We start from the raw sequence: 25,711 nt of genomic DNA on the forward strand, positions 1-25,711 counted from the left end.
TTCACTTTCTGAGGAAGTTGCTTCTTTTGCGGAACAGACAGTATAATTTCCAACGCATGGATTGCATTGGTTGCAACAAATCGAACAAGGGGAGCGTGAAGTAGTATCTGCGTTTCTCGTTCAACTCTTTTGCCGTTTGATTGATGACGATGGCCTGCACGATGAAGCGTAGCAGGAAAAATGTGAATGCAATTCCTGCCACCGACCAGTTAAAATGCAGCACGCCGGTGATGAGCAGGGTTATCCATACCACATAGAAAGCCATACGTGTAAAGGTCTCTCCTCCTGCCAGCCAACGTTGTATTCCGTGATACAGGTAGGACGTAGAAGTATATCCTATCTTCTCCTCTCTCCAGTCCTTGGCCCGCCAGACGGGTTGCATGCGTACGGTGGCGTCTGCGTCCGTCTCCACTCGTGTATTGTTGGCTGTGGCTATGCGGTTGATAAATAGGTCGTCGTCTCCTCTTTGCAGGTTGAGGTGGGCGGAAAATCCTTTTTGCTGATAAAACAGCTCTTTCCTATAAGCAAGGTTGCGCCCTATGCCCATGTATGGGCTTCCAGCCAAGGCAAATCCCAAATAGCGCATGGAGATGAACAGGTTGTCGAAAGACACCTGCTTATGTAGCCAGCCTTTGCCCCGCTCATATCCGCTGTAGCCTAAAACCACTTGAGTACGCGATGTAAAGTTGCGTGCCAGCAGTCGCAACCATTGGTTGCTTTGTGGCCGGCAGTCGGCGTCGGTGAATACTACCCAATCATACTTGCTGGCTTTGATACCGAGTGTTACAGCCAGCTTCTTACGGCTGATATAGCGGGAAGATTCGGGTATGAAACTATGGTACAGATGCGGATATTTCTCTTCGAGCAAAGTCAGGTAGTCTTTGCTTTCATCGGTGTTTCCGTCATTGATGACGATGACCTCGTATAAGGGATAGTCTTGCTCCAATACGGATATCAGGTTGTTGCGCAGATTCTCTGCTTCATCGTGGGCGCAAATAATGACCGACACGGGCGGAAACTCTTGCGTGAAATGCGTGTCTCCCCGTTTCACGGCACGGTTGCGGAGGTGGATACGATTGTACAGACAAAAGTAATAAAGGGTCTGTATGATGAACAACGTGCTCGTTGCGGCAAGCAGTATTTTTTCAGAGTTCTCTAATGCAAATGCTTCCATATTGGGCATGAAACGTTTTATGATGCACAAAGGTACGAAAAAACGCCACAGTGGAAGCTTGGTGGCGAGTTTTTTTTAGGGACTGAAAAGAAACTCGGAAAAAGCAGTCGCTGAAGATAAATTTATTGATAGAACCGTGTAAGTAAAAGGTGGGTGATAAGCAGAAAAATGCCATTTTTTGTAACATGGAGATTGCAATATTCTGTTAAACGAAGCCAATAGCTTTGAAATAGAATGTAATTGGTCGCGAGAGCCCGAACTTTTATTCCGGTCGGGTGGTTTACTTTAAAGGATAATGCTTACTTTTGCATAGAATTTTTATTCACTAACAATAAACTTTAAACAAAATGGTAAATTACAAAGATTTAGGATTGGTAAACACAAAGGAAATGTTTGCTAAGGCTATCAAAGGTGGATATGCTATTCCGGCATTCAACTTCAACAATATGGAACAGATGCAGGCTATCATCAAGGCTGCTGTTGAAACTAAATCTCCTGTGATTCTTCAGGTATCCAAGGGTGCCCGTCAGTATGCCAACGCAACGTTGTTGCGCTACATGGCTCAGGGTGCTGTGGAATATGCCAAAGAATTGGGTTGTGCACATCCGGAAATCGTTCTTCACCTTGACCACGGCGATACGTTCGAGACTTGCAAGTCTTGTATCGATTCAGGTTTCTCCTCAGTGATGATCGACGGTTCTCACTTGCCCTACGAAGAGAATGTGGCATTGACCAAGAAGGTGGTTGAGTATGCCCACCAGTTCGATGTAACGGTAGAAGGCGAGCTTGGCGTATTGGCCGGTGTTGAAGACGAGGTTTCTGCCGAACACCACACATATACTAACCCTGAAGAAGTGATTGACTTTGCTACTCGCACAGGTTGCGATTCATTGGCTATCTCGATTGGTACTTCTCACGGTGCTTACAAGTTCAAACCCGAACAATGCCATGTAGATCCTGCTACCGGTCGTCTGGTTCCTCCTCCTCTGGAGTTTGCCGTATTGGATGCCGTAATGGAGAAACTTCCGGGATTCCCCATCGTTCTTCACGGTTCTTCTTCAGTTCCTCAGGAAGAAGTTGATACCATCAACAAGTTTGGCGGTAAGCTGGAAGCTGCCATCGGTATTCCAGAAGAAGAATTGCGTAAGGCTGCCAAGTCTGCCGTTTGCAAGATCAACATCGACTCAGACTCTCGTTTGGCAATGACTGCTGCCGTTCGCAAGGTATTTGCCGAGAAGCCCGCAGAGTTCGACCCGCGTAAGTATCTGGGTCCGGCTCGCGACAATATGGAGAAGCTCTACAAGCATAAAATCGTTAACGTGCTTGGCTCGGACAACAAATTGGCGCAGCTGTAAGTTAGCTATTCGTCATAGAGAATGAAAGGGGCATGCCGGCAGTGGCATGCTCTTTTTTTATATGCTAAGAGAGTGAATCAAAAAACTTGGTTTTGATTCACTCTCTTAGTTCATACTTATTTTCTTGCTTTATAGGCATGTTGCAGTCCGGTGGATGTTTGCCTCTTATTTGTTTGTATGTAATTTATACCATATCTTCCTCCGGCCTGAGCCTCCCTGATAACCGAGATTTTCTCCGACACCGAGGAAGACATCGTTCCTCGGTGAGGAACACCCTCTTCCTCGGTGTCGAGTAGCTTGTTCCTCGGTGAGGAACTTTGAGAGGAGTTTTTCGCTACTTTCCTTTGTAAAGAAAAAGGATTGTTAAACCGAGCGGATGACTTTATCTTATAGCTCGATGACCAATGATTCTCTGGCTGCCATCTTCAACTCTTCACTGAAAGTGATGGTTCTGCCGCTGAGGATGTCTTTCCCTTGTTTATTCTCTTTCAAGATTTCCTTATAGAACTTCAATGGTACGCTTGTTTCAGCGTCCGTACCGTTGAGCATCACGAATACGGTTTTCCCTTCGTGTTGGCGGGCGTAGGCATATACGCCGTTCTGCACCATGAATTGTACCATGCTGCCTTTGGCTATCACCTCGTTGCCTTTGCGCCAGTTCAGGATGGTTTTGTAGAAGTTATAGCACTCGTTTTGCAGCTTGCTGCGTCCGTTGGCGGTAAATGCCGTTGCTTTGTCATCAGCCCATCCGCCGGGGAAGTCCTTACGCACGTAGCCGTCGCTTTTGTGCTTCACACCGGTCATCATAATCTCCGTTCCATAATAAAGTTGCGGGATGCGGCGGGTGGTGAGCAACAGTGTGGAGGCTTGTTTCAGCATCGGCAGGTTGTCGCCCTCACCGAGAAAACGGTCGGTGTCGTGGTTTTCGATGAATGCGAGCACGGAGGCAGGGTTGGGGTAGAGGAAGTCGTAGACAAAGCTGTTGTACACACGGTCCAGTCCTTTGAACCAAGTCTCCGTCTGTTCGGTTTTGGCTATGTTTATTTTGTCGAAGAAACTGAAGTCCATGACGGTTTTCAGGTTGCTGTTCTTCGGTGCGGAAAGCTTGGAATCCTTCTGCCACCATGCCGTGTAGGCCGGTTCGGTGACCCATGTTTCTCCTACGGTGTTGTAGTTGGGATATTCTTCGTTCAACTCCTTCATCCAATGGCTCATGGCGTCATAGTCGGCATACGGGTAGGTATCCATGCGTATGCCGTCGATGTCGGCATATTCAATCCACCAGAAACTGTTCTGCACCAGATAGCGGTAGACGTGCGGGTTCTTTTGGTTGAGGTCGGGCATGGTGGGCACAAACCATCCGTCGTTCATCTGGTGCGTGTCGAATTTGGAAGCGTAGGGGTCGATATGGGGAGTCAGTTTGAAAGAGGTCTGCACGAAGTTCTTTTCGTGGTCGGGGTTGTTGAACCAGTCTTTTGACGGCATGTCCTTAATCCATGCGTGTTCCACGCCGCAATGGTTGAAAATCATATCCATCACAATCTTGATGCCTCGTGCATGAGACTTCTCAATCAGCTGTTTGTATTCTTCGTTGGTGCCGAAGCGCGGGTCTACTTTGTAATAGTCGGTGGTGGCATAGCCGTGGTACGAACCTCCGGTCATGTTGTTTTCCAATACGGGGGTAAACCACAAGGCCGTCACGCCAAGGTCGGAGAAGTAGTCGAGGTGCTGCTCTATGCCGGCAAGGTCGCCGCCATGACGGGCGTTAGGGTCGTTGCGATCCACTTTGTATTCGGCCATTCCCGGCAGTTGGTCGTTATCAGGATTGCCGTTGGCAAAGCGGTCGGGCATCAGTAGGTACAACGCATCGGAAGCATCGAAGCCTTTGTGCTCACAACCTTTCTTGTCGCGAGCTTTCAGCTCATAATCTTTCAAGATTTTCTTTTTTCCTTGCTTGAAGGTGAGCGTCATCTTGCCCGGTTTCACGTCTTTGTCCAGTTTCAAATAAACCAGCAGATAATTGTTGCTTTCCAACTTCACGGTGCTGCTCAGTGAAACGCCGGGATAGTCGACGAATACCGACGCATTTCCGATGTCTTCGCCATATACCATCAGCTGGAGCTCCGGATTCTGCATTCCGGCATACCAGAACGGAGGGTCGATTTTGTTTACGTTCATAGCTGCATACGTAGAAAGAGTGAGCAATAGTGCTCCAAGGATAGAGAATACTGTTTTCATGATAGTAACTTTACGGTTAATTTCGTGCTAATTTAAAATAAATGACGGAGAAAGCATTTGTCTTCTCCGTCATTATACTTTTTAATATTACGCAAACGTTTTCTACATATGGCTATCTGACAGGAATAAACCTTGCCGTGTCTACCTTTCCTTTGAAGAAATCCTCTTTTTTACGGCCTTCTCTGATGTTTTTCAGCCATTTTTCGGCGGCATTATACCGATTGTCTTCTCCGATAATGACTGTTCCGTTGCTGTCCACCTCTTGCGGCATCTCTTTTTTGTTCTTAGGGCGGGTTCTCAGATAAGCTTCCAGATACTGCTCGGCTCTTACTGCATCCTTCAACCAATAATAATAGATGTGGGCCGCATTGTACAGCAGCTTGTGGTTGTTTGTATCATATTTTTTGTATTGCTCTATAAGGGTGTTGGCTTGTTCCTTATATTGAGCAGCCATTTTATAACAATCTGCCATACCCACGTAGAGGCGTATCATGGTGCTATCGCTGGGGAGGCTGAGTGCAATGGCTTGTTCCAGATAGGCCACACCTTCCTTCTTCCACGAAGTTTTGGAGCAGGCACGCCCCAAGTAATAAAGCACGTTTACGTTTGTGCGGTCTTCTTTGAGTGCCCGCTCCAGCAGGTCGTGTGCCGGATAGAAGTTGTCGATGGCGTAGTAGCTGATTCCGGCATAAAAGCAGGTCTGGAAGCTGCTGTCTTTTTCTTGCAGCAGTTGTTCGTATCTTTGTATCGCTTTCGGATAGTCTTTGTTTAGACAGTAAGCCTGCGCATTGACCCTGTTGACAAGCACATTGGTAGAGTCTATCGTACGATATTTCTCTGTAATGTTTATTGCGTCTTCAAATTGCCGGCCGGCAATGTAGATATTCCCCAGCTTGGCAGCCGACAGATAGTCCTCTGGGTATCGTCTCTGTATGTCCTGATAAGCATCTATTACCCGGTCTACATTGGAGTTGTCGCAGATTTGCTCCATGCTTTCGGCTCTGAGATGAAGAACAAAGGCGGAGCTGTCTTTCATTGCCAGCAGATTGCTCTCTTGGAAAGATTCGTGGTACCTCTTTATGTTCATTAACAGACTGATATATTGAAGGTGCACGTATTTGTTTTCCGGATTCAGCTTTAGTGCGCTTTGATAGTATCCCAGCGCTTCGCCGTAGCGGGCCAGAGATTTGCAGCACTCGGCTGTTTCGATGTATGCTCGCGGATTGAGTGAATCTTGTAGCACTACTTCCCTAAAGACGACCAAAGCCTTGTCCTTATCTCCCAATCCTTTCAGGGCCTTTCCTTTTTGATAGAGCAACGGGACGGTTGCCTCTTCTTTATTGATAAGCATCAGAGCAGTTTCATAGTCATAATTGGCCATTGCCTCCTGAATGGAATTGATGTTTTGTGCCGATAGCAGGGCACAGCAGGCGAAGAAGCAGAAGCAGAGAAGTTGTTTTCGCATGTCTTTTGGTTTTATGGTATTATGTAATTGCCTGCAAGTTAATAAAAGGAAGATTTGCTACGGAATTTTCGTAATTTATTTGAGATAGATTAACAAAAGAATAAGGCTACCTCGCTTTTTAGGTCGAGATAGCCTTATTATGGATAAAATATAAAGTGGGAAATCTTTTATTACATCAAGAAGCCCAGCAAGATACCGGCTGCCACAGCAGAACCGATTACGCCGGCAACGTTCGGCCCCATGGCGTGCATCAGCAGATAATTGGTAGAATCATATTCTAAACCTACTACTTGTGAAATGCGCGCAGAGTCGGGCACGGCAGAAACGCCGGCATTGCCAATCAACGGATTAATCTTATTGTCTTTCTTCAAGAATAGATTGAAAATTTTCACAAAGATTACTCCCGAAGCAGTCGCGATGACAAACGATAAAGCACCCAGACCGAAAATCTTGATTGAGTCGAATGTCAGGAACTCGGATGCTTGTGTGGAAGCACCTACGGTAAGTCCCAACAAAATCGTAATGGTATCAATCAGCGGTCCGCTGGCTGTGTTGGCCAAGCGACGGGTAACACCACTTTCTTTCAGCAAGTTACCAAAGAACAGCATACCCAACAAAGGCAAACCGGATGGAACAAGGAATGTGGTGAGCAACAAACCGATAATCGGGAACATCACTTTCTCTGTGTGAGAAACCACGCGAGGAGGTTTCATGCGGATCAGACGTTCGTGCTTGTTGGTCAACAGACGCATGATGGGCGGTTGTATCACCGGCACCAATGCCATGTACGAATAAGCCGACACTGCAATGGCACCCATCAAATTCGGAGCCAGCTTGGAGGAGAGAAAGATGGCCGTCGGGCCGTCTGCACCACCGATAATGCCGATTGCACCGGCCTGCATGGGGTCGAACCCTATTGCAAGGGCAATCATGTATGCACCGAAGATACCGAACTGGGCAGCAGCACCGACCAGCATCAATTTAGGATTCGATATCAGTGCGGAAAAGTCCGTCATGGCACCGATTCCCAAGAAAATGAGGGGTGGATACCAGCCGGAAGTTACTCCCTGATACAGAATGTTAAGTACCGAGCCTTCCTCATAGATGCCGACCTTCAATCCGGCTTCCATGTTGAAGGGAATATTGCCTACCAATATACCGAAACCGATAGGTATCAGTAGCATTGGTTCGAATTCCTTGGCCACAGCCAGGTATATGAAGAACAAACCTATCAAGAGCATTGCCACGTGTCCACCCGTTGCGTTGGCAAACCCCGTGTATGTCCAGAAGTCGGCAAGGTTGTTTCCTATGAATGTGATAAATTCTCCCATATTATTCGATGATTACGAGATCAGTTCCTTCGAGAACAGAGTCTCCTTTACTAACATTGATAGCGGTAATCTTTCCATCGCGGTCGGCGTTGATGCTGTTTTCCATTTTCATGGCTTCCAGGATGATGATGAGCTGTCCTTTCTTCACCGTATCGCCTACGTTTACTTTGATGTCGAGGATGACACCCGGAAGCGGAGATTTTACTCCTGATTTACCGGCAGAAACTGCGGCCGGCTTACTTACCGGGGCAACCGGTGCTGCTGCCGGTGCAGTTGTTGCAGCCGGACGAACTATGGGCTTAATGGGAGCAGACTTTACTTTTTGCTCCATTTCAACGTTGTAAGGAGTACCGTTCACTTCCACGTGAGCGATGTTCTCTTCAATATCTTCAATGGTAACGTTGTACACATTACCGTTAATTTTATACTTATATTCTTTCATCGTTTTATTTTTTTTCGAAGTGACTTTACTTTTTGTGAGGGGTTTCACGCAATGTGTAGATTTTGGAACTCCATGGCGAATAGCTGCGTTTTACACGCGTAATGGTAAGCACGGTGTCTTCCACGTCGTGTACGTCGCTTTGCATTTCGTGCATAGCCATGGCAATGGCGGCAAACACCTCGCCCGGAGCTTGTCCGAGTTGTTTCTCTTTGGCTTCCTGTTTGTCGGTGATACCTTTTGCTGTCATAGCATTGCGTGCGCTGAGGTTCACGGAAATCTTACCTACGATTTTGAATGAAATGTAAAGCAATATCAAACCAAAGAATACCACACTCATGGCCGAAATGGACATACCGATACCTGTGTTGTCATGTTCCTCAAACTTCTCCATCTTGGCATTGCTGTCGATGGTTTTGTTGTTGGTGCTTGGCGTCACATACTTGTCTGCACTTTCGCCTTTTACTTCCCATTCGGATGAAGCGTCACTGACGCGTGCGTACGATTGATTGGCTTTAAGGGTGTTGCCCGGTACAATAATCTGATCCAGCAAACTCTTGCCGGAGTCGTATAGTCCAATCCAGTTGACATTCAACGTGTCCAGCTTGAAGTTGGTATGGAATGTTCCGCGTCTCGGTTCTCCGTCAGCCCAGAAGAGTGCATGTTGGCGTGGTTTTACCAGTGTCAGGACATCACCTTTGGGGATGAAATAAGTAACGGTATCATTACCCGGACTCCAATGTTTCAGGTAGCAGCCGGCCAAGTCGGCACTGCCATATGATTTATTGAATATTTCAACCCATGCACAGTGTACGCCATAGTCGTCTTGGTAGTTACTTTCGTTGTTAACCAGCACTTCGTTCAGCAATAGCTTTTTGTTGGATTTCTGTTCTCCGCAGGAAGAGCAAAGGCAGGCCACCAGTAACAATGAAAGAAATATTCCGATTTTTGTTTTGTTCATAATCGTTCTTGTTTTAGTGTAAAAAGCCTGATTACAAAGGAATATTACCATGTTTTTTGGCCGGGTTGGACAATTTTTTTGTTTGCAGCTGCTGCAAGGCGCGGATAATGCGGAAACGCGTGTTGCGCGGTTCGATGACATCGTCGATGTAGCCGTACTTGGCTGCATTGTAAGGATTGGCAAACAGCTTGGTATACTCGGCTTCTTTCTCTGCCAGGAACTGTGCCGGATTTTCTTGATCTTTGGCTTCGCGGGCATACAACACCTCTACGGCACCTGCGCCACCCATTACGGCGATTTCAGCAGTAGGCCAAGCATAGTTCATGTCACCGCGGAGCTGCTTACAGCTCATCACAATGTGCGAACCGCCGTACGATTTGCGAAGAGTGATGGTTACTTTGGGCACAGTGGCTTCACCGTAAGCATACAGCAACTTGGCGCCGTGCAAAATGACACCGTTGTATTCTTGTCCTGTTCCGGGAAGGAAGCCCGGCACGTCTACCAACGAAACAATGGGGATATTGAAAGCATCGCAGAAGCGGACAAAACGGGCGCCTTTGCGAGAAGCGTTGCTGTCGAGCACACCTGCCAGATACTTGGGCTGGTTGGCTACAATACCTACTGATTGTCCGTTGAATCGTGCAAAGCCGATGATAATATTCTTGGAATAGTCTTTCTGGATTTCGAGGAACTCGCCGTTATCTACGATGGCACCGATTACTTCGTACATATCGTAAGGCTTGTTCGGATTGTCGGGGATGATGTCGTTCAGGGAATCTTCCAGACGATCGATCGGGTCAGTGCAATCTGCATAGGGGGCTTCTTCCAAGTTGTTCTGTGGGATATAGCTTAACAGCTTGCGGATCAAAGCCAAAGCTTCTTCTTCTGTCTTGGCGGTGAAGTGTGTCACACCCGATTTGGTAGAGTGAACGCTGGCTCCGCCCAGATTTTCCTGGCTCACGTCTTCGCCTGTCACTGTCTTAACAACCTTCGGTCCTGTGAGGAACATGTAAGAGGTACCTTCCATCATTAGCGTGAAGTCTGTAAGGGCGGGGGAGTAAACCGCACCACCGGCACAAGGGCCGAAGATTCCGGAGATTTGAGGAATGACTCCGGAAGCAAGGATGTTGCGTTGGAAGATTTCAGCGTAACCAGCTAATGCGTTGATGCCTTCCTGGATACGTGCGCCACCTGAATCGTTGATACCGATACAAGGTGCGCCCATCTTCATGGCCTGATCCATAATCTTGCAGATTTTCAAAGACATGGTTTCGGACAATGAACCGGCAGAAACTGTAAAATCTTGTGCAAAGATATAAACCAAACGACCTTCGATTGTTCCGCAGCCGGTTACTACACCATCGCCGGGATAATGTTTCTTCTCCATGTCGAAGTTGGTGCATCGGTGTTCTACGAACATATCCATTTCTTCGAAACTTCCTTCATCGAGAAGCATGGATATACGCTCGCGGGCCGTATATTTACCCTTCTCGTGTTGCTTTGCAATCGCTTTTTCACCACCACCCATACGTGCGGCGGCACGGCGGTCTATAAGCTCTTTAATCTTTTCAAGTTGATTACTCATATTCTTATTAATGATTTATGATTTATAAACTATGATATACTGATGCATGATTTATGACGGCGACGTCTTTATAAATCTATCCTTTCTCGCAGAGTTCAGTCAGTACGCCGAGCGTTGATTTCGGATGCAGGAATGCTATGTTCATGCTTTCTGCACCTTTGCGTGGAGCCTTGTCGATGAGACGGATGCCTTTCTCCTCAGATTCTGCAAGAGCGTTGGCCACGCCGTCTTCCACAGCAAATGCCAGATGGTGCATACCGCCGTTTCCGTTGTTCTTCTCAATGAATTTGGCAATGGTGCTCTCAGGAGAAGTAGGTTCCAGTAACTCAATCTTTACGTCGCCTACTTTCAGAAAGGCTGTTCTAACTTTCTGGTCTTCTACTGTTTCAATGTTGTAGCATTTCAGACCAAGAACGTTTTCATAATACGGAAGGGCTTCCTCGATACTTTTAACGGCGATGCCCAAATGTTCAATGTGTGAAATCTTCATAACTGTATTATTTAATGTTACTTATAGTGTTTCTTAAGGTGTAAAACAGCACAAAGAAAGAAAAATCTTCCTTAATAAAGAAATTTTTCGCCAAATAATTCGTGAAGAATGGTGCTCATTCAATTCTTTGCAGAATTATATCTGAGTTCGGGATAAGTGGTTGCTTTTGCTAAAGATGAGGGGGTGGATCCTGTCGGGCGGATATTTCCTGAATGCACCGGTTTACGGTGATTGGGGAGAAGAGAGCCTTTCAGACCGACCGCCCTTCCCCTGTCTGACAGCTGCAATCCTTTGTCGTGACAGAGGCAAGTGTTCAAGCCGACAGACACAAGTGTCTGACAAGGAAGGGGTGAATGTCTGATAACCAATGGAGTTTGACTCTAAAATACAAGCCGCCGGGTGAGGTTGTCGACCCGCTTCTTATCCCGAATTCAGATAATTATGATAGGGAAGAAGGAGTTGCATCGTTTCAAAGCCGTGTAAAGGTGTCCTTATACGAAGAAAACGCAGGCTTGATACGGAGGATACCTACTTGTAAAAGATGTGTATTAATGATTTTCATTTTCTGAAAAATGGGAGAAAAAGCTGCAAAGGCCGTCCGTAAACGAACAATCGGAGTGTCCGAAAACGAACACCCATGCCGTTTGTGTGCGCTCCGGCTTGCTTGGCATGGTCTTTGCCTTTTTTGTCAATGATTATTTTAAAGACCTGACATGAAAAGAAAGACTTTACTTGCAATTTGCCTCTGGATGCCGTTGGCAATCATGGCACAGAACGATACGGCGGGACATGACCGCAACATGACTTTGACGGAAGCCATTGCTTTGGCGCGTTTGCAGTCTGTGGATGCCGCCGTTGCGTTGAATGAACTGAAAACGGCTTATTGGGAATATCGTACCTTTCGGGCCGATTTGCTACCGGAAGTAAATTTTATAGGAACATTACCTAATTATAATAAGTCGTACAGTACTTATCAAAATTCTGATGGTTCTTATGGTTTTGTGCGTAACAATACACTGGGCCTGTCGGGAAAATTTTCTATCGATCAGAATATCTGGGTTACGGGAGGGCGGTTGTCGCTGACTTCATCTCTTAATTTTATCAGGCAATTAGGCTCCGGAGGCACCAAGCAATTTATGTCTGTGCCTGTGAACCTTGAACTGAAACAGCCCATTTTCGGGGTAAACAATTTGAAATGGAACCGCCGTATCGAGCCGGTGCGTTATGCAGAGGCCAAGGCCGCTTTTGTTACCGCCACGGAGGAAGTGACAATGAAAGCCATCACCTACTTCTTCCAGTTACTTCTGGCCAAAGAATCACTTGCTACGGCAAGGCAGAACAAAGCAAATGCCGACCGCCTTTACGAAGTGGCCATAGCCAAGCGAAAGATGGGGCAGATTTCGGAAAATGATTTGCTCCAGCTCCGGCTGAATGCACTGCAAGGCAAGGCCGATGTGACAGAGGCGGAAAGCAATCTGAATGCTAAGATGTTCCGGCTTCGCTCTTTCCTCGGGGTGTCTGAACAGGAAAATTTAAATCCTGTGCTTCCGGCTTCCGTTCCCGATATTAATATGGAGTACGACCGTGTGCTGAATAAGGCCTTGGAACGCAATTCGTTTGCGCAGAACATACGTCGCCGGCAGTTGGAGGCCGATTACGCGGTGGCCGCAGCGCGGGGAAATCTGAGGAGTGTTGATTTGTTCGCCAGTGTGGGATATACCGGGCAGAACCAGAGACTGTCGGCTGCCTATCGGGATTTGCTTGATAATCAAATAGTACAGGTGGGGGTTAAAATACCGATTCTCGATTGGGGTAAGCGACGCGGCAAAGTGCAGGTGGCAAAGAGCAATCGGGAAGTTGTCCTATCAAGGATTCGGCAGGAACAGATGGATTTCAATCAAGATATTTTCTTGTTGGTGGCCAAGTTCAATAATCAGGCAGAGCAATTAAGTATTGCCGAGGAAGCGGATGTCATTGCCGAGAAGCGTTATAGGACAAGTGTGGAAACTTTCATGATTGGTAAAATCAGTACGCTCGACTTGAACGATGCGCAAAATTCCAAAGATGAAGCCCGTCAAAAACATATTTCCGAACTATATGATTATTGGTATTATTTGTATCAACTCCGTAGCTTGACACTGTGGGATTTTGAACGAGACACGGAATTGGAAGCCGATTTTGAAGATATCATAAGAAAGTAGGCAGACTTGTCTGTATTCTTTTTTTGTGAAACTTACTCCTGCTTTATGGTGATAATCATAAAAAAAGCATAATTTTGTAGGGAACAAACCGTAGACTTTATGATATTGATAATAGATGACGACAGTGCCGTGCGCTCTTCTCTCAGTTTTATGCTGAAGCGTGCCGGTTATGAGGTGAAAACAGCTCCGAATCCTCGTGAGGCTATGGAAATAGTGAGGAGCGAGACCCCTGCATTGATTTTGATGGATATGAATTTCACTCTTTCCACCACGGGTGAAGAGGGGCTTACACTGTTGAAACAGGTAAAAGTGTTCCATCCTGATGTGCCTGTTATTCTGATGACGGCGTGGGGAAGCATTCAGCTGGCTGTGCAGGGAATGCAGGCGGGGGCATTCGACTTCATCACCAAGCCTTGGAATAATGCAGCCCTTTTGCAACGCATCGAGACGGCTCTTGCACTTTCTTCTCCATCCGAAGGAGGGTGTGGGGCGCAGGGAATGTCGCTGAACCGCAGCCATATCATCGGTAAGTCAAAAGGGCTGATGGAGGTGCTGGATACCGTGGCACGCATTGCCCCTACCAATGCTTCCGTGCTGATTACGGGCGAAAGCGGGACAGGAAAAGAGTTGATTGCCGAAGCCATACATATCAACAGTCGGCGTGCGAAGCAACCTTTTGTCAAAGTCAATCTTGGCGGTATCTCTCAGAGCTTGTTCGAAAGCGAAATGTTCGGGCATAAGAAAGGGGCGTTTACCGATGCGAGTACCGACCGTATAGGGCGTTTTGAACTGGCCAATAAAGGTACCATCTTTCTGGATGAGATAGGCGATCTTGATTTATCCTGTCAGGTAAAGCTGCTGCGTGTGTTGCAGGATCAGACGTTCGAAGTGTTGGGCGACAGTCGTCCGCGTAGGGCTGACGTGCGTGTGGTTTCGGCCACTAATGCCGATTTGTCCAAGATGGTTTCCGAACGCACGTTCCGCGAAGACCTCTTCTATCGTATAAACCTGATTACCGTAAAACTTCCTTCCTTAAGGGAACGGCGCGAAGACATACCTTTGTTGGCACGTCACTTTGCCGATCGTCAGGCGGAAATCAACGGCTTGCCGCATACCGATTTTTCGGCGGATGCCTTGAACTTCCTGTCACACCTGCCTTATCCGGGCAATATACGCGAACTGAAGAATCTGGTGGAGCGCACCATCCTGATTTGTGGAAAAACTGTGCTCGATGCCTCCGACTTTGATTCCCAATGCCAGAGGCGTGACGAGCCGGCAAAAGCCTCTGAAAGAACAGCGTTTGCAGGTATGACACTGGACGAGATAGAGCGGCAGACGATTTTGCAGGCGTTGGAACAGCATAAGGGTAATCTCAGCCAAGTAGCTGTAGCGTTGGGCATCAGTCGTGCTGCACTATATCGGAGGCTGGAAAAATATAATATAAATTATGAATGACGGATGAAACGCCATGCGTCATTTGTACTTATAATCATCACGAACCGTGCGTATTAAATTTTTCTTTTTCATCCTTGTCCTTTTTTTATTGGCTCTGAGCGGAGTGCTGGCTTATATACTGGACGGAAAACAATCCTTGCATCTTTATTTGCTGGAGGGACTCATCGTTTTTATTCTGGTCTATCTGATAGTGTTCTATAATAAAATAGTGAAACCGATGAACACAATCGGAAGTGGCATGGAGTTGTTGCGCGAACAAGACTTCAGCAGTCGGCTTAGCCGGGTGGGGCAATATGAGGCAGACCGCATTGTGAATATCTTTAACCGTATGATGGAACAGCTCAAAAATGAGCGTTTGCGGCTGCGTGAGCAGAATCACTTTCTGGATTTGTTGATTCAGGCCTCGCCGATGGGAGTAATTATTACCACACTCGACGGTGATGTGTCGCAATTGAACCCGATGGCGGTGAAAATGCTGGGAGTGCGGCCGGAGGAAGCCATGAACAAACAGTTGGGGCAAATAGATTCTCCTTTGGCGGCAGAGTTGGCTGCAATCCCTAAAGAGATGACTTCGGTGGTGCGTCTCAATGATTCCAATATTTACAAGTGTACCCATTCTTCATTTGTTGACAGAGGGTTCAAGCACCCGTTTTTCTTGATAGAGCGCATGACGGAGGAGGTGATGCGTGCCGAGAAACGTGCGTATGAGAAAGTAATCCGAATGATTGCGCACGAAGTGAACAATACCACTGCCGGCATCACCTCTACGCTCGATACAGTGGAGCAGGCGCTTTCCGAAGAGAGCGGGATGGAAGATATTTGCGACGTGATGCGCGTCTGTACCGACCGTTGCTTCTCCATGAGCCGTTTCATCACTCGCTTTGCCGACGTGGTAAAGATTCCCGAACCTACATTGTCTCCTGTCCGGCTGAATGAGCTGGTATCTATGTGCAAGCGCTTTATGGAAGGTATGTGCAATGACCGCAATATCTCTTTGCAGTTGGAGTGTAATCCGGAGGTTGACATGGTTCGCCTTGACGTATCTCTTTTTGAACAGGTCTTGGTGAACATCATCAAGAATGCTGTCGAAAGCATAGAAAGCAATTCTGATAATATGCAGAAACCGGGAGAAATAATCGTGAGGACCGCAACTCCCGTTTCCGTTGAGGTCATTGACAATGGCCCCGGCATAAGCAAGGAAGTGGAGGCAAAACTCTTCAGTCCCTTCTTCTCTACTAAACCGCACGGGCAGGGAATCGGGTTAGTGTTTATCCGGGAGGTTTTGAGCCGACATGGATGTACTTTTTCTCTGCGTACTTACAACGACGGATTGACCCGCTTCCGTATATCATTTCCGTGATGTGTTTTTACGCTTGTACAAGTGTGAGGCTACGGTTGTACAAGCGTAACCCTATACTTGTACAACCGTAGCCTTACAGTTGTACAAGTGAGGGCTTACACTTGTATAAGTGTAAATCGCTCATTCTTAGTATGTGAATTTGAGGTTGTGTACATGCGATTGTCCCCTCATCCCTTTCTTGCATAGATTGTATGCGGAGCTTGGAACAAGGGGAATTATCTTGGTGTTTCGTAACCTTGTTATAGTTGCGGAGGCTTTTATGTTTATCTGTTGTCTCGCAAGTCTCTTACTCTGACAGCTTTTCCTTCGCTTTGAGGCAGAGACCCTTTCTTGACAAGCCGTAGTTTGGGAGTGACTAAGACTTCATCTTTCAATTGGCGGGTAATCTCTTTACGGACTTTTTCCAATTCAATGTAATTGTCGGTAGAAAGATCGCTGATCTCCACCTCCACAATCATCTCGTCCTGGTTATTCACCGTTTCGAGTGTGATGAGGTAATTACTACCTAATTCGGGGAACTGCACCAACACTTTTTCCACCTGCATGGGGAAAATATTGACCCCTTTGATGATGAACATGTCATCGCTGCGGCCTTTGATGCGATCGATGCGGAGATGGGTACGCCCGCAAGGACACCGACCGGGCAGAATACGTGTAAGGTCGCGCGTGCGATAACGTATAAGCGGCATCATTTCACGGTCCAGCGTTGTCAGCACCAACTCGCCGATTTCACCTTCCGGCACGGGTTCTCCCGTTTCGGGATTGATGATTTCAACAAGATAGCAATCTTCCCAAAAGTGCATTCCATTTTGTTCGGTACACTCGAAAGCTACTCCCGGACCATTCATTTCTGTCATGCCAAAGCTATTGTAGGCCTTAACGCCGAGCATGTGCTCTATCTTCTTCCGTTGTTCGTCGGTATGAGGTTCGGCACCGATCAGAAGAGTTTTTAAACTTGTGGCGGCAGGGGCTATCCCCTCTTCCTGAAAGACTTCGGCCAAACGTATCGCATAGCTGGGGATGGCGTGAAGGGCCGTAGTCTTGAAATCGGTGATGAATTTGATCTGACGTTTGCTGTTGCCGGCTGCTGCCGGTACGGTCAGTGCGCCCAGACGTTCGGCACCATATTGAAAACCTAATCCTCCGGTGAACATTCCATAACCGGAACTGTTCTGGAAAACATCGGTTTTTCGGAGTCCCACCATGTAGAGGCAACGAGCCACCAAGTTTGCCCAAGAGTCCAAGTCGTGTTGCGAATGTACAATGACGGTAGGAGTTCCTGTCGTACCGCTGGAAGAGTGAATGCGCACACCGTCTTCGTGCATATTGCCGGCTACCAGTCCGAAAGGATAATGGGCACGCATATCGGCCTTAGTGGTAAAGGGGATTTTGCGTATATCTTCTACGGACTGAAAGCTGTCGGCAGTGATGTTGTGTTGTTGAAAAACGGTTTTATAAAAAGGAGAGTTGGCAGCTATGGTGATAGTCTTTTTAAGTCGTTGAAGTTGTAACTCCCGTAGTTTTTCACGGGACATCGTTTCAATCTCCTCTTCCCAGTATTTGTTATTCATGGTCTTTTTTATTAGAATAGTCGGAGTATGTGGTTCATAAATGGTTTATATCAATTTCTCTGCAATCTCTTTGCCGGCTGCCAATGCTTTGAGGTTCATTTCGACAATGGCTTCTCCTTTGCGCAGGAAGATTCCGCGAATGCTGTCTTGCACTTTCGCGTAATCAATGCCGAGGAAAGGAATGGTTGCACCCAGCAGAACAATATTGGCTACTCGTGTGGAACCGAGTTCTTTTGCCACTTCATTTACATTCAGTACAATTTTGTGCGGCAGTTTGTCAAGCTCCGCCTTTATCGCTTTTTCATCCGGATAGTTGGGGATATTGATAAAAGGCACTTCGTTAGTGACCAACCAACCGTCGGGACTAAGATAAGGGAGGTAGCGTAAAGCCTCCATCGGCTCCAATGAAATGATAAGGTCGCATTTGCCTGTGGGTATTAAATCGGAGGCTATGGGACGGTCGCTGATGCGCAGATTGGATTGCACATCGCCGCCTCTTTGGCTCATCCCGTGAACTTCTGCCTGCTTCATATATAACCCTTCTTTAAGGACGGCTTCGCCTATTACGGTGGCGATGGATAGAATGCCTTGTCCTCCCACGCCGGAAAGTATGATGTCTTTTTTCATGGTATTACTTGTTTCGTTTTTTACGTGCTAATGTTTGGATACATTCTCTGCGGGGAATAATGACGGATACGCCGCGGTATTCGATTTCTTCCCGGATGACTTGTTTCATCTCTTCGTAGTTTTTCTTCAAGGGGATCACAATGCGTATGTGTTCCGGAGCTACTCCGAGACCTGTACAGATGGCTTCCAAACGTCCTGTACCGGCAGAGTCTTGTCCTCCGGTCATGGCAGTAGTTTCATTGTCGGAAATAACGATGGTCACGTTGGTGTTCTCGTTGACGCAGTCCAGCAACCCCGTCATGCCTGAGTGCGTGAAAGTGGAGTCACCGATAACCGCCACTGCCGGGTGCAGGCTTGCATCTGAAGCACCTTTGGCCATTGTTATGGAAGCACCCATGTCTACACAGGAGTCGATGGCGTTGAACGGAGCGCCGACCCCCAAAGTATAGCAACCGATGTCGCTGAAGATTTTATGGTTGGGATATTCTTCTCGCAAGACTTGCGTGAGTACCGTGTACATGTCTCGGTGACCGCATCCTTCGCACAGAGCCGGTGGTCTCATCTCGACCAGTGACGGTATGCCGAACTCGGACTTATTCTGTTTACCCAAGGCTTGAGCAACGTTGTCCGGGTTTAATTCACCGTCTTGCGATAGCGTGCCGTCCAAACGCCCTTTCACTTTTACTCCGATACCTAAATAGCCTTTCAGTTGCTTTTCAACGAACGGCTGTCCGTCTTCCAATACCAGAATCTCATCGCATACTTCTATCAACTGCGTCAATTGTTTCTTGGGAAGCGGATATTGACCGATTTTCAGTACCGGATATTCGCAGCCATCGGGATAGTTTTCCATCAGATAGTTGTAGCCGATGCCGCATGCCACGATACCTAATTTCTTGTTGGGGCCATCTGTGTATTGATTATATACGGAACTTTCAGAGGCTTTGATGAATTCATCCTGGCGTTGCAGTAAAGCTTTGTAACGTTTGCGCGCGATTCCGGGCAACAGAATGAATTGGCTCGGATCTTCACTGAACGACAGTTCGTTTTGAGGTTGTTGCTCTTTGCGCTCTACTCCGGAACGTGAGTGTGCCAAACGGGTAACGATGCGCATCAGCAGAGGCTCACCGGTTTGCTCCGAGAAACGGAATCCGTTGTAGACCATATCATAGGCTTCCTGCTGGTTGCTTGGCTCATACATCGGTATAAGTGAAAAGTCGCCATAGAAGCGGCTGTCTTGTTCGTTTTGCGAAGAGTGCATACTGGGGTCATCGGCTGCAATGACAATCATACCGCCTTTCACTCCGGTGATGGCGGAGTTGATGAAACAGTCGGCAGCTACATTCATACCCACATGTTTCATGCAGACCAATGAACGTTTACCGGCAAATGACATTCCCAAAGCTGCTTCCATGGCTGTTTTCTCATTGGAACACCAACGGTTGTGGATGTTCTTTTCAGCAGTGATCGGAGCTGTTTGAATATATTCGGTGATTTCTGTAGAGGGAGTACCGGGGTAGGCATATACACCCGAAAGTCCGGCATCCAATGCTGCTTGTGCAATGGCTTCGTCGCCAAGTAAGAGTTGCTTGCTCATATTTGATCGGTTAAGTGTTAGTCATAAATTAAATGATAGGCGCAAATATAGGATTTTGCTTTTATTTTATTATCAGATTAGTTGAATATCTTTCTTTCGTTTAATGCATTCCAATATTTCCTTGCATTTTTCATGTGGTCGGCATAGTTGGATGCAAAGTTGTGAGTGCCTGAGAAATCTTCTTTGGCACACATGTAGATATAGTCATGCTTTGCATAATTCAACACGGCATCCAATCCGATAGGTGTCGGTATGCGTATCGGTCCGGGCGGCAGACCGGTATTGCGGTAGGTATTGTACGGAGAGTCGATGTTAAGATGAATATTGGCTATCCTTCGCAAGCCAAAGTCTTGTAAGGCAAATTTAATGGTAGGGTCGGCTTGCAGAGGCATGTCAAGGTGCAAGCGGTTGATGTATAGTCCGGCCACCATCGGTTTTTCCAGATTATTGTTGGTCTCTTCTTCTATAATGGAGGCGAGGGTGCAAACTTCTATAGGTGTCATTCCCATTTGGGTGGCTTTTTCCAGTCGTTCTTGATTCCAGAACTTTTGGTGTTCTTTTTGCATTCGTTCAATGAAATTTTCTACGCTTATATCCCAATATACCTGATAAGTATCAGGAATAAACAGACAGGGAATAGTTTCTTTATTGTATCCTAATTTTTGTTGGAGGACGGGTGAATTAATGGCTTTTGCAATTTCGGCGGAATCAATCATGAGTTGTTTCCCTATGCTACGTGCCAGTCTGTCCATTGTACGTACACTCCCTATGGTGAGGTTCATAGGTTCCTGATGATTTCGGTAAAGGCGGCTGAATACTTTATATACACTTTCTTTGGGGCGTATGGCATAACGCCCGGTGTGTATGTTTTGAGTATATTTGCGGTATTGGATCATCCAATGGAAGCCCGTGAGTTTTTTGGGCTTTCCTTGTTCTTTTACCTTATTATATATAGAGTCTATGGTATCGTCTCGATCTACATAGATGTAAGTTGTCTTTTTAGGGTGGAACTGTGGGGAAAACAAGTAGTAATAGATGATTCCTGCACAACTGATACAGCAGAGGAGCAGTGCTATGGACACACTGATGAGTATTTTTCTTTTTTTCATGTTCCTTGCGACTTTGATTGGGGCAAAGTTAGTAAAATAGGAATATACTTAATGGCTTTGTGTCTGATATTTTATTATGTCCGGTGGAAGGGCTGAGGGGGAGAAAAAAAAGATTGATACTCGGCTTGCCGAATATCAATCTTACAGAAGAGCCGCTAGCCAGACTTGAACTGGCGACCTACGCGTTACGAATGCGTTGCTCTACCAACTGAGCTATAGCGGCAATAGGTTATCGCTTACGGGTCGCAAAGGTACGTTTTTATTTGAATAAACAAAAAGATTTGCCTCTTTTTTTAGAAAGATATTAGAGGGACTATATTTTTGTGTAATTATAGAGTATTTTTCTTTGATAAAAATTGGAAAATATAATAAAAAATCTCATCTTTGTAATCAAACTTTGATACAAAAACGAAAAATGTATTTATTCCTTTTTCTTGGCAAAGACATGAAAGGGGAGATACTGTAGACTTAAACTTAAACTTTAACCTTGACTGATTATGGAATTAAAAAGATTCTGCAAATGTTTCTTTTCTCGTATTGCTTCTAAATGGACAGTGCTGCTGGTGGATGTAGGTGTTGTGATCGTTGCTATGCTTTTTGCATGTGTTTTGCAATATGGCTTATCATTTATGAATAAGGATCCTTTGTGCATATGGTTGATACTGTTTGCTATATTATGCAATGTTTGTTCTTTTCAACTTTTCCACACTTATATAGGGGTTATTCGATTCTCTTCTTTTATTGATATTCGTCGTGTGGTCTTGAGCCTTACATTGGGCTATGGCTTTCTGATTTTGTGCAACCTTTGTTGGGTTGCCATGGGAGGTCGGCAGATTCTGCCAAATAGTTTTCTTTTCATGGCATATATTTTCACATCTTTCATTATGGTATGTATGCGTATTGTAGTAAAGATACTTTATGAATCTGTCATTTTCGATGCACATCGGTGTGAAAATGTCTTTATTTATGGAATTCAAGGGACGGGAGTGGGAGTCGCAGAGTTTTTGAGAATCAACCGTAGTGATTCTTATCGCTTATGCGGGTTTATCTCGGATGAAGCGGATATGATAGGTAAACGTGTTATGGGATATCAGGTATATCCCAATGATAAATTCTTATTTAAACGGTTGAGAGATAAGAATGTGCATATCATTGTCGTCTCTCCAAATAAAATCTCCGAATTGGAACGTTCCGGAATATTGGATAAATTCCATGCCCATCATATTCATGTGCTGACAGTTCCACCCTTGAGCGATTGTGTAGATGAGGGGTTGATAAAGGAAAAGCAAAATGAAGAGATACACAAGAAGACACAGAGGCGCATTGATAAGAAGATGGGGCTGGTTTGTATGGAAGGTTGTAGAATCATGGTAACGGGAGCTGCCGGAATCGTGGGGAGAGAAGTTGTTCGCCAATTGGCTGTTTTGAATCCTTCCCAGTTAATTCTGGTAGATCAGGCAGAGTCCCCTTTGTATGATGTGCAATTGGAACTTGCTGACCGTTGGAAGAATCTGGCTGTTCGTGTATTGGTGGCCGATGTTGCTAATTATACTCGTATGGAAGCCATCTTTAGGGAAATACGCCCACAATTGGTCTTTCATGCTGCGGCTTATAAGCATATGCAGTTGATGGATGACTATGTATCGGAGGCCATTCAAACAAACGTGTTGGGTACGGTCAATATAACTGACTTGTCGGTGAAGTATAATGTAAATCGTATGGTTATGGTTTCTACGGATGGAGCACATCATCCGGAAAACTGCATGGAGTATAGCAAGCGGCTGGCAGAAATATATATACAGTCGTATAGCCGGAGTCTGTGGCGTGAAAGGAAGAACGATACTTGTTTGCTGATTATTCGTTTTGGCGATGTTTACCCAAAGAGAGACTGCAACCTGATGACTTTGTCCGAAGCTTGTAAGCGCATTTTAGAAGTAGGGGCCAGAGGGGAGTCCGGAGAAATATATTTGTTAGATAAAATCAATGATGAAGTTTCAATGCAAGATACACCATTCGTTTTTGAACATGAACTCGTGCGGAAACGTGTGGCTGATTTGATAAAGCATAGTTATACGGATGAGGCTTCTGTTCTGATGGCTGAAATGAAGAAATATGTGCAGAAGTTTGCAAAAAGAGACAAGCTGTTTATACAATCGTTCCGGATTGATATTTCTCAAAAATCATACATCTAAATGTTGTACACTTTTTCTTTTCCCATGTTATTGGAAATCTTTCATTAAACGTCTTGGCTGTTTTAAAAAACCTCTTTATCTTTGCGTCCATTAATGTATTGTATTTTTAATATATCAAAACTCATGCGCTCATTTTTAATCTCGTTTTTCTGTTTCTTTCTTTTCTGTAGCACTGTTTACGCTCAACGTATGTCCGATGAACAGGTTGTGGAGTATGTGAAGCAAGCACAGGCATCTGGAAAATCTCAAAAACAGATGACAACCGAATTGTTACGCCGTGGTGTTACTCAGGAACAAGTCTTGCGTATAAAAAATCGGTATGAATCTACCACCGGAATATCGAAAAGTACGAATGATCAGCTAAGTAGGATACGCAAAGGTGGCCCTGCCATAGGAGAATCTTATGAGGCTGCCGAATTGAAAGACCAAAAGGTTGTTATTGATGAGAAGCGGGAGAGCAGCTCTTTGCCGGAAGTGACATCCAATCGTCAGATTTTTGGCCATAATTTATTCAATAGCAGGAATCTGTCATTCGAACCGAGTGCCAATCTTGCTACTCCTCTGAATTATCGTCTCGGCCCGGGTGATGAGGTGATCATTGATGTTTGGGGGGCTTCTGAAAATACCATTCGCCAAGTAATCAGTCCTGAAGGAAGTATTCAGGTAAAAGATTTAGGACCTGTTCATCTGAATGGAATGACAGTCAAGGAAGCTAATCAATATTTGCAACGGGAATTTTCCAAGATATATGCAGGAATAGGAGGTAATGAGCCTAATTCCCAAATACGATTGACTTTGGGTGATGTACGTACTATCCAAATTAACGTGATGGGTGAAGTCTCTGTGCCCGGTACTTATACTCTTTCTGCTTTTTCCACGATTTTTCATGCACTGTATCGTGCGGGTGGTGTGAACAATATCGGTAGTTTGCGTGCCATTCGGTTGGTACGTAACGGAAAAACGATAGAAACCCTTGATGTATATGGGCTCATCATGAAAGGAAAGATGAACGATGATATCCGTCTTCAGGAAGGTGATGTGATTATCGTAAGCCCCTATCATTCTTTGGTTGAGGTGGTAGGTAAAGTAAAACGTCCCATGTATTATGAGATGAAGTCTACCGAGACTGTTGCTAATTTGTTGGATTATTCCGGAGGGTTTACCGGTGACGCCTATAAAAAAGCTGTACGTATCATTCGTAAGAGTGGTCGCGAACATCAGGTCTTTAATGTTGATGAAATGGATTATTCTGTATTCCGTTTGGATGACGGAGACATGATCACCATTGATGCCGTGCTCGATCGCTTTGAAAATAAGGTAGAAGTGAGTGGTGCTGTCTATCGTCCGGGAATTTATCAGCTGAATGGGGAGGTTAATACTGTGAAGCAGTTGATTAAGAAATCGGAAGGCCTTCGTGGGGATGCTTTCTTAAATCGTGTTTTGTTGAATCGTGAGCGTGAAGATTATACACATGAGATGATCGCTATCGATTTAAACAAACTCCTGAATGGAACTGAAGCGGATATTCCCCTTCGTAAGAATGACCACCTTTATATTCCGAGTATTCATGAATTGAAAGAAGAAGAGACAGTCTCTATTTATGGTGAAGTTCTGAATCCGGGCACTTTTCTTCATGCAGATAATATGACGATTGAGGATTTGATCATTCGGGCAGGAGGATTGAAAGAAGCGGCGGCCAGTACACGGGTAAGCGTCAGTAGAAGAATTAAATCTCCCGGAAGTACTTCTTACAGTACTAAATTGGCCGAGACCTTTATGTTTGATATTAAAAATGGTTTGGTAGTGGGGACGGAGAACTTTAATCTTGAGCCTTACGATGTTGTCCAGATACGTCGGAGTCCTGTCTATCAGGAACAGCGTACAGTCAGCCTTGTGGGAGAGGTTCTTTTCGGTGGTAGCTATACGCTCTTGAAGAAAAACGAACGCTTAAGTGAACTTGTAGGAAGAGCCGGTGGCATTACTCCGGAAGCCTATGTCAAGGGTGCTCGTCTTATTCGTAAACGGAATGATGAGGAGCGTCGTCGCGAGATGGATGCGCTTCGTATGGCTCGTAGTGCTGAGGGTAAAGACAGTATTGTTGTAAAAAAACTGGCGATTTCAGAGAACTATACGGTAGGTATGGATATGGAGAAGGCGTTGGCTAATCCGGGTAGTGATTATGATGTCGTTCTGCGCGAAGGCGATGTGGTTTATATTCCGGAGTTTATCAATACCGTGAAGATCAGTGGTTCTGTGATGTATCCTAACACGGTTACTTGGACGAAAGGAGCAAAGCTGAAGTATTATATCAATATGGCCGGTGGCTATGGTGAGAATGCCAAGAAAAAGAAAGTATATATTATTAATCTGAACGGTACGATTTTCCGTGCTAAAAAATATAGTACGGATTTGATACAGCCGGGATGCGAAATCGTAGTGCCCACAAAGAAGGAACGTCAGGGACTGAAGACCGCTGAAATTCTAGGTATGGGTTCCATGACTGCGAGCATTGCGGCAATGGTTGCTACTGTGGTTAATACCTTAAAAAAATAATAAAGAAT

General features: G+C 45.7%; 18 protein-coding genes and 1 tRNA gene. 6 read left to right on the top strand and 13 right to left on the bottom strand.

Translation table 11 applies throughout. The features are described 5' to 3' along the window. Position 1 precedes the first annotated feature (1 nt). Complete coding sequence (locus EV202_RS07145) at positions 2–1,174, bottom strand: glycosyltransferase (protein WP_131926390.1); 1,173 nt, start codon at positions 1,172–1,174, stop codon at positions 2–4. Positions 1,175–1,521: 347 nt separating this feature from the next. On the opposite strand from EV202_RS07145, the gene EV202_RS07150 reads away from it, so the two are divergent. Next, positions 1,522–2,529 carry a class II fructose-bisphosphate aldolase gene (locus EV202_RS07150; protein WP_106068295.1) on the top strand — a complete coding sequence of 336 codons (1,008 nt, stop codon included), beginning with the start codon at positions 1,522–1,524 and terminating at the stop codon, positions 2,527–2,529. 387 nt (positions 2,530–2,916) lie between these two features. Here EV202_RS07150 and EV202_RS07155 read toward each other — a convergent pair whose 3' ends face one another. From EV202_RS07155 to mce, 7 genes are all read right to left on the bottom strand, one after another. Continuing rightward, positions 2,917–4,767, bottom strand: a complete 1,851-nt coding sequence (locus EV202_RS07155) for a glycoside hydrolase family 13 protein (protein ID WP_131926392.1) — start codon at positions 4,765–4,767, stop codon at positions 2,917–2,919. A 112-nt stretch (positions 4,768–4,879) separates the two neighbouring features. Beyond that, positions 4,880–6,232 carry a tetratricopeptide repeat protein gene (locus EV202_RS07160; RefSeq protein WP_106068297.1) on the bottom strand — a complete coding sequence of 451 codons (1,353 nt, stop codon included), beginning with the start codon at positions 6,230–6,232 and terminating at the stop codon, positions 4,880–4,882. A gap of 170 nt (positions 6,233–6,402) precedes the next feature. Further along, positions 6,403–7,563, bottom strand: coding sequence for a sodium ion-translocating decarboxylase subunit beta (locus tag EV202_RS07165; RefSeq protein ID WP_106068298.1), 1,161 nt, complete (start codon positions 7,561–7,563; stop codon positions 6,403–6,405). 1 nt (position 7,564) lies between these two features. Next, entirely contained in the window at positions 7,565–8,005 is a 441-nt protein-coding gene (locus EV202_RS07170; RefSeq protein ID WP_106070400.1) for a biotin/lipoyl-containing protein, read from the bottom strand. A gap of 25 nt (positions 8,006–8,030) precedes the next feature. Further along, positions 8,031–8,963 carry an OadG family transporter subunit gene (locus EV202_RS07175; protein ID WP_131926394.1) on the bottom strand — a complete coding sequence of 311 codons (933 nt, stop codon included), beginning with the start codon at positions 8,961–8,963 and terminating at the stop codon, positions 8,031–8,033. Between the two features lie 31 nt (positions 8,964–8,994). Next, on the bottom strand, positions 8,995–10,548 hold the full coding sequence (locus tag EV202_RS07180) for an acyl-CoA carboxylase subunit beta (protein WP_106068300.1): 1,554 nt from the start codon (positions 10,546–10,548) through the stop codon (positions 8,995–8,997). A gap of 76 nt (positions 10,549–10,624) precedes the next feature. After that, the gene (gene mce, locus EV202_RS07185; protein ID WP_125238466.1) at positions 10,625–11,038 is read right to left on the bottom strand and encodes a methylmalonyl-CoA epimerase; all 414 of its coding nucleotides are present in this window, start codon (positions 11,036–11,038) and stop codon (positions 10,625–10,627) included. Between the two features lie 713 nt (positions 11,039–11,751). Between mce and EV202_RS07190 the strand changes: the two genes are divergently transcribed. The 3 genes from EV202_RS07190 to EV202_RS07200 all read left to right on the top strand — a co-directional run bounded on the left by EV202_RS07190 (position 11,752) and on the right by EV202_RS07200 (position 16,054). After that, positions 11,752–13,239 (top strand): TolC family protein, encoded by a 1,488-nt coding sequence (locus EV202_RS07190; RefSeq protein ID WP_131926395.1) that lies wholly within the window; start codon positions 11,752–11,754, stop codon positions 13,237–13,239. A 99-nt stretch (positions 13,240–13,338) separates the two neighbouring features. Continuing rightward, positions 13,339–14,694: a sigma-54-dependent transcriptional regulator gene (locus EV202_RS07195; protein WP_131751306.1), complete on the top strand. Its 1,356-nt coding sequence runs from the start codon at positions 13,339–13,341 to the stop codon at positions 14,692–14,694. 46 nt (positions 14,695–14,740) lie between these two features. Beyond that, positions 14,741–16,054, top strand: coding sequence for a sensor histidine kinase (locus tag EV202_RS07200; RefSeq protein WP_131926397.1), 1,314 nt, complete (start codon positions 14,741–14,743; stop codon positions 16,052–16,054). Positions 16,055–16,317: 263 nt separating this feature from the next. Here the strand turns inward: EV202_RS07200 and EV202_RS07205 are convergent, their stop codons facing one another. The 5 genes from EV202_RS07205 to EV202_RS07225 form a co-directional block, all read right to left on the bottom strand. Next, positions 16,318–17,625, bottom strand: a complete 1,308-nt coding sequence (locus EV202_RS07205; RefSeq protein WP_131926399.1) for a phenylacetate--CoA ligase family protein — start codon at positions 17,623–17,625, stop codon at positions 16,318–16,320. A gap of 45 nt (positions 17,626–17,670) precedes the next feature. Continuing rightward, complete coding sequence (locus tag EV202_RS07210; RefSeq protein WP_131751304.1) at positions 17,671–18,252, bottom strand: indolepyruvate oxidoreductase subunit beta; 582 nt, start codon at positions 18,250–18,252, stop codon at positions 17,671–17,673. Positions 18,253–18,256: 4 nt separating this feature from the next. After that, on the bottom strand, positions 18,257–19,849 hold the full coding sequence (locus EV202_RS07215) for a thiamine pyrophosphate-dependent enzyme (RefSeq protein WP_131926401.1): 1,593 nt from the start codon (positions 19,847–19,849) through the stop codon (positions 18,257–18,259). A 77-nt stretch (positions 19,850–19,926) separates the two neighbouring features. Then, positions 19,927–20,958 carry an endolytic transglycosylase MltG gene (gene mltG, locus EV202_RS07220; RefSeq protein ID WP_106068308.1) on the bottom strand — a complete coding sequence of 344 codons (1,032 nt, stop codon included), beginning with the start codon at positions 20,956–20,958 and terminating at the stop codon, positions 19,927–19,929. A 150-nt stretch (positions 20,959–21,108) separates the two neighbouring features. Further along, positions 21,109–21,181 (bottom strand) — tRNA-Thr (locus EV202_RS07225). 634 nt (positions 21,182–21,815) lie between these two features. Between EV202_RS07225 and EV202_RS07230 the strand changes: the two genes are divergently transcribed. Then, positions 21,816–23,150, top strand: coding sequence for a polysaccharide biosynthesis protein (locus EV202_RS07230; protein WP_317127781.1), 1,335 nt, complete (start codon positions 21,816–21,818; stop codon positions 23,148–23,150). A 123-nt stretch (positions 23,151–23,273) separates the two neighbouring features. Beyond that, complete coding sequence (locus tag EV202_RS07235; protein WP_131926405.1) at positions 23,274–25,703, top strand: SLBB domain-containing protein; 2,430 nt, start codon at positions 23,274–23,276, stop codon at positions 25,701–25,703. Positions 25,704–25,711: the final 8 nt, after the last annotated feature.

The organism is Prevotella heparinolytica, assembly GCF_004342845.1.
Classification (GTDB): Bacteria; Bacteroidota; Bacteroidia; order Bacteroidales; family Bacteroidaceae; genus Bacteroides; species Bacteroides heparinolyticus.

Coding starts and splice junctions, on each gene's coding strand:
- EV202_RS07230 (WP_317127781.1), top strand. CDS start 21,816: ATGGCATATATTTTCACATCTTTCATTATGGTATGTATGCGTATTGTA.
- EV202_RS07155 (WP_131926392.1), bottom strand. CDS start 4,767: ATGAAAACAGTATTCTCTATCCTTGGAGCACTATTGCTCACTCTTTCT.
- EV202_RS07195 (WP_131751306.1), top strand. CDS start 13,339: ATGATATTGATAATAGATGACGACAGTGCCGTGCGCTCTTCTCTCAGT.
- EV202_RS07170 (WP_106070400.1), bottom strand. CDS start 8,005: ATGAAAGAATATAAGTATAAAATTAACGGTAATGTGTACAACGTTACC.
- EV202_RS07205 (WP_131926399.1), bottom strand. CDS start 17,625: ATGAATAACAAATACTGGGAAGAGGAGATTGAAACGATGTCCCGTGAA.
- mltG (WP_106068308.1), bottom strand. CDS start 20,958: ATGAAAAAAAGAAAAATACTCATCAGTGTGTCCATAGCACTGCTCCTC.
- EV202_RS07160 (WP_106068297.1), bottom strand. CDS start 6,232: ATGCGAAAACAACTTCTCTGCTTCTGCTTCTTCGCCTGCTGTGCCCTG.
- EV202_RS07145 (WP_131926390.1), bottom strand. CDS start 1,174: ATGGAAGCATTTGCATTAGAGAACTCTGAAAAAATACTGCTTGCCGCA.
- EV202_RS07235 (WP_131926405.1), top strand. CDS start 23,274: ATGCGCTCATTTTTAATCTCGTTTTTCTGTTTCTTTCTTTTCTGTAGC.
- EV202_RS07190 (WP_131926395.1), top strand. CDS start 11,752: ATGAAAAGAAAGACTTTACTTGCAATTTGCCTCTGGATGCCGTTGGCA.
- EV202_RS07180 (WP_106068300.1), bottom strand. CDS start 10,548: ATGAGTAATCAACTTGAAAAGATTAAAGAGCTTATAGACCGCCGTGCC.
- mce (WP_125238466.1), bottom strand. CDS start 11,038: ATGAAGATTTCACACATTGAACATTTGGGCATCGCCGTTAAAAGTATC.
- EV202_RS07210 (WP_131751304.1), bottom strand. CDS start 18,252: ATGAAAAAAGACATCATACTTTCCGGCGTGGGAGGACAAGGCATTCTA.
- EV202_RS07150 (WP_106068295.1), top strand. CDS start 1,522: ATGGTAAATTACAAAGATTTAGGATTGGTAAACACAAAGGAAATGTTT.
- EV202_RS07165 (WP_106068298.1), bottom strand. CDS start 7,563: ATGGGAGAATTTATCACATTCATAGGAAACAACCTTGCCGACTTCTGG.
- EV202_RS07215 (WP_131926401.1), bottom strand. CDS start 19,849: ATGAGCAAGCAACTCTTACTTGGCGACGAAGCCATTGCACAAGCAGCA.
- EV202_RS07175 (WP_131926394.1), bottom strand. CDS start 8,963: ATGAACAAAACAAAAATCGGAATATTTCTTTCATTGTTACTGGTGGCC.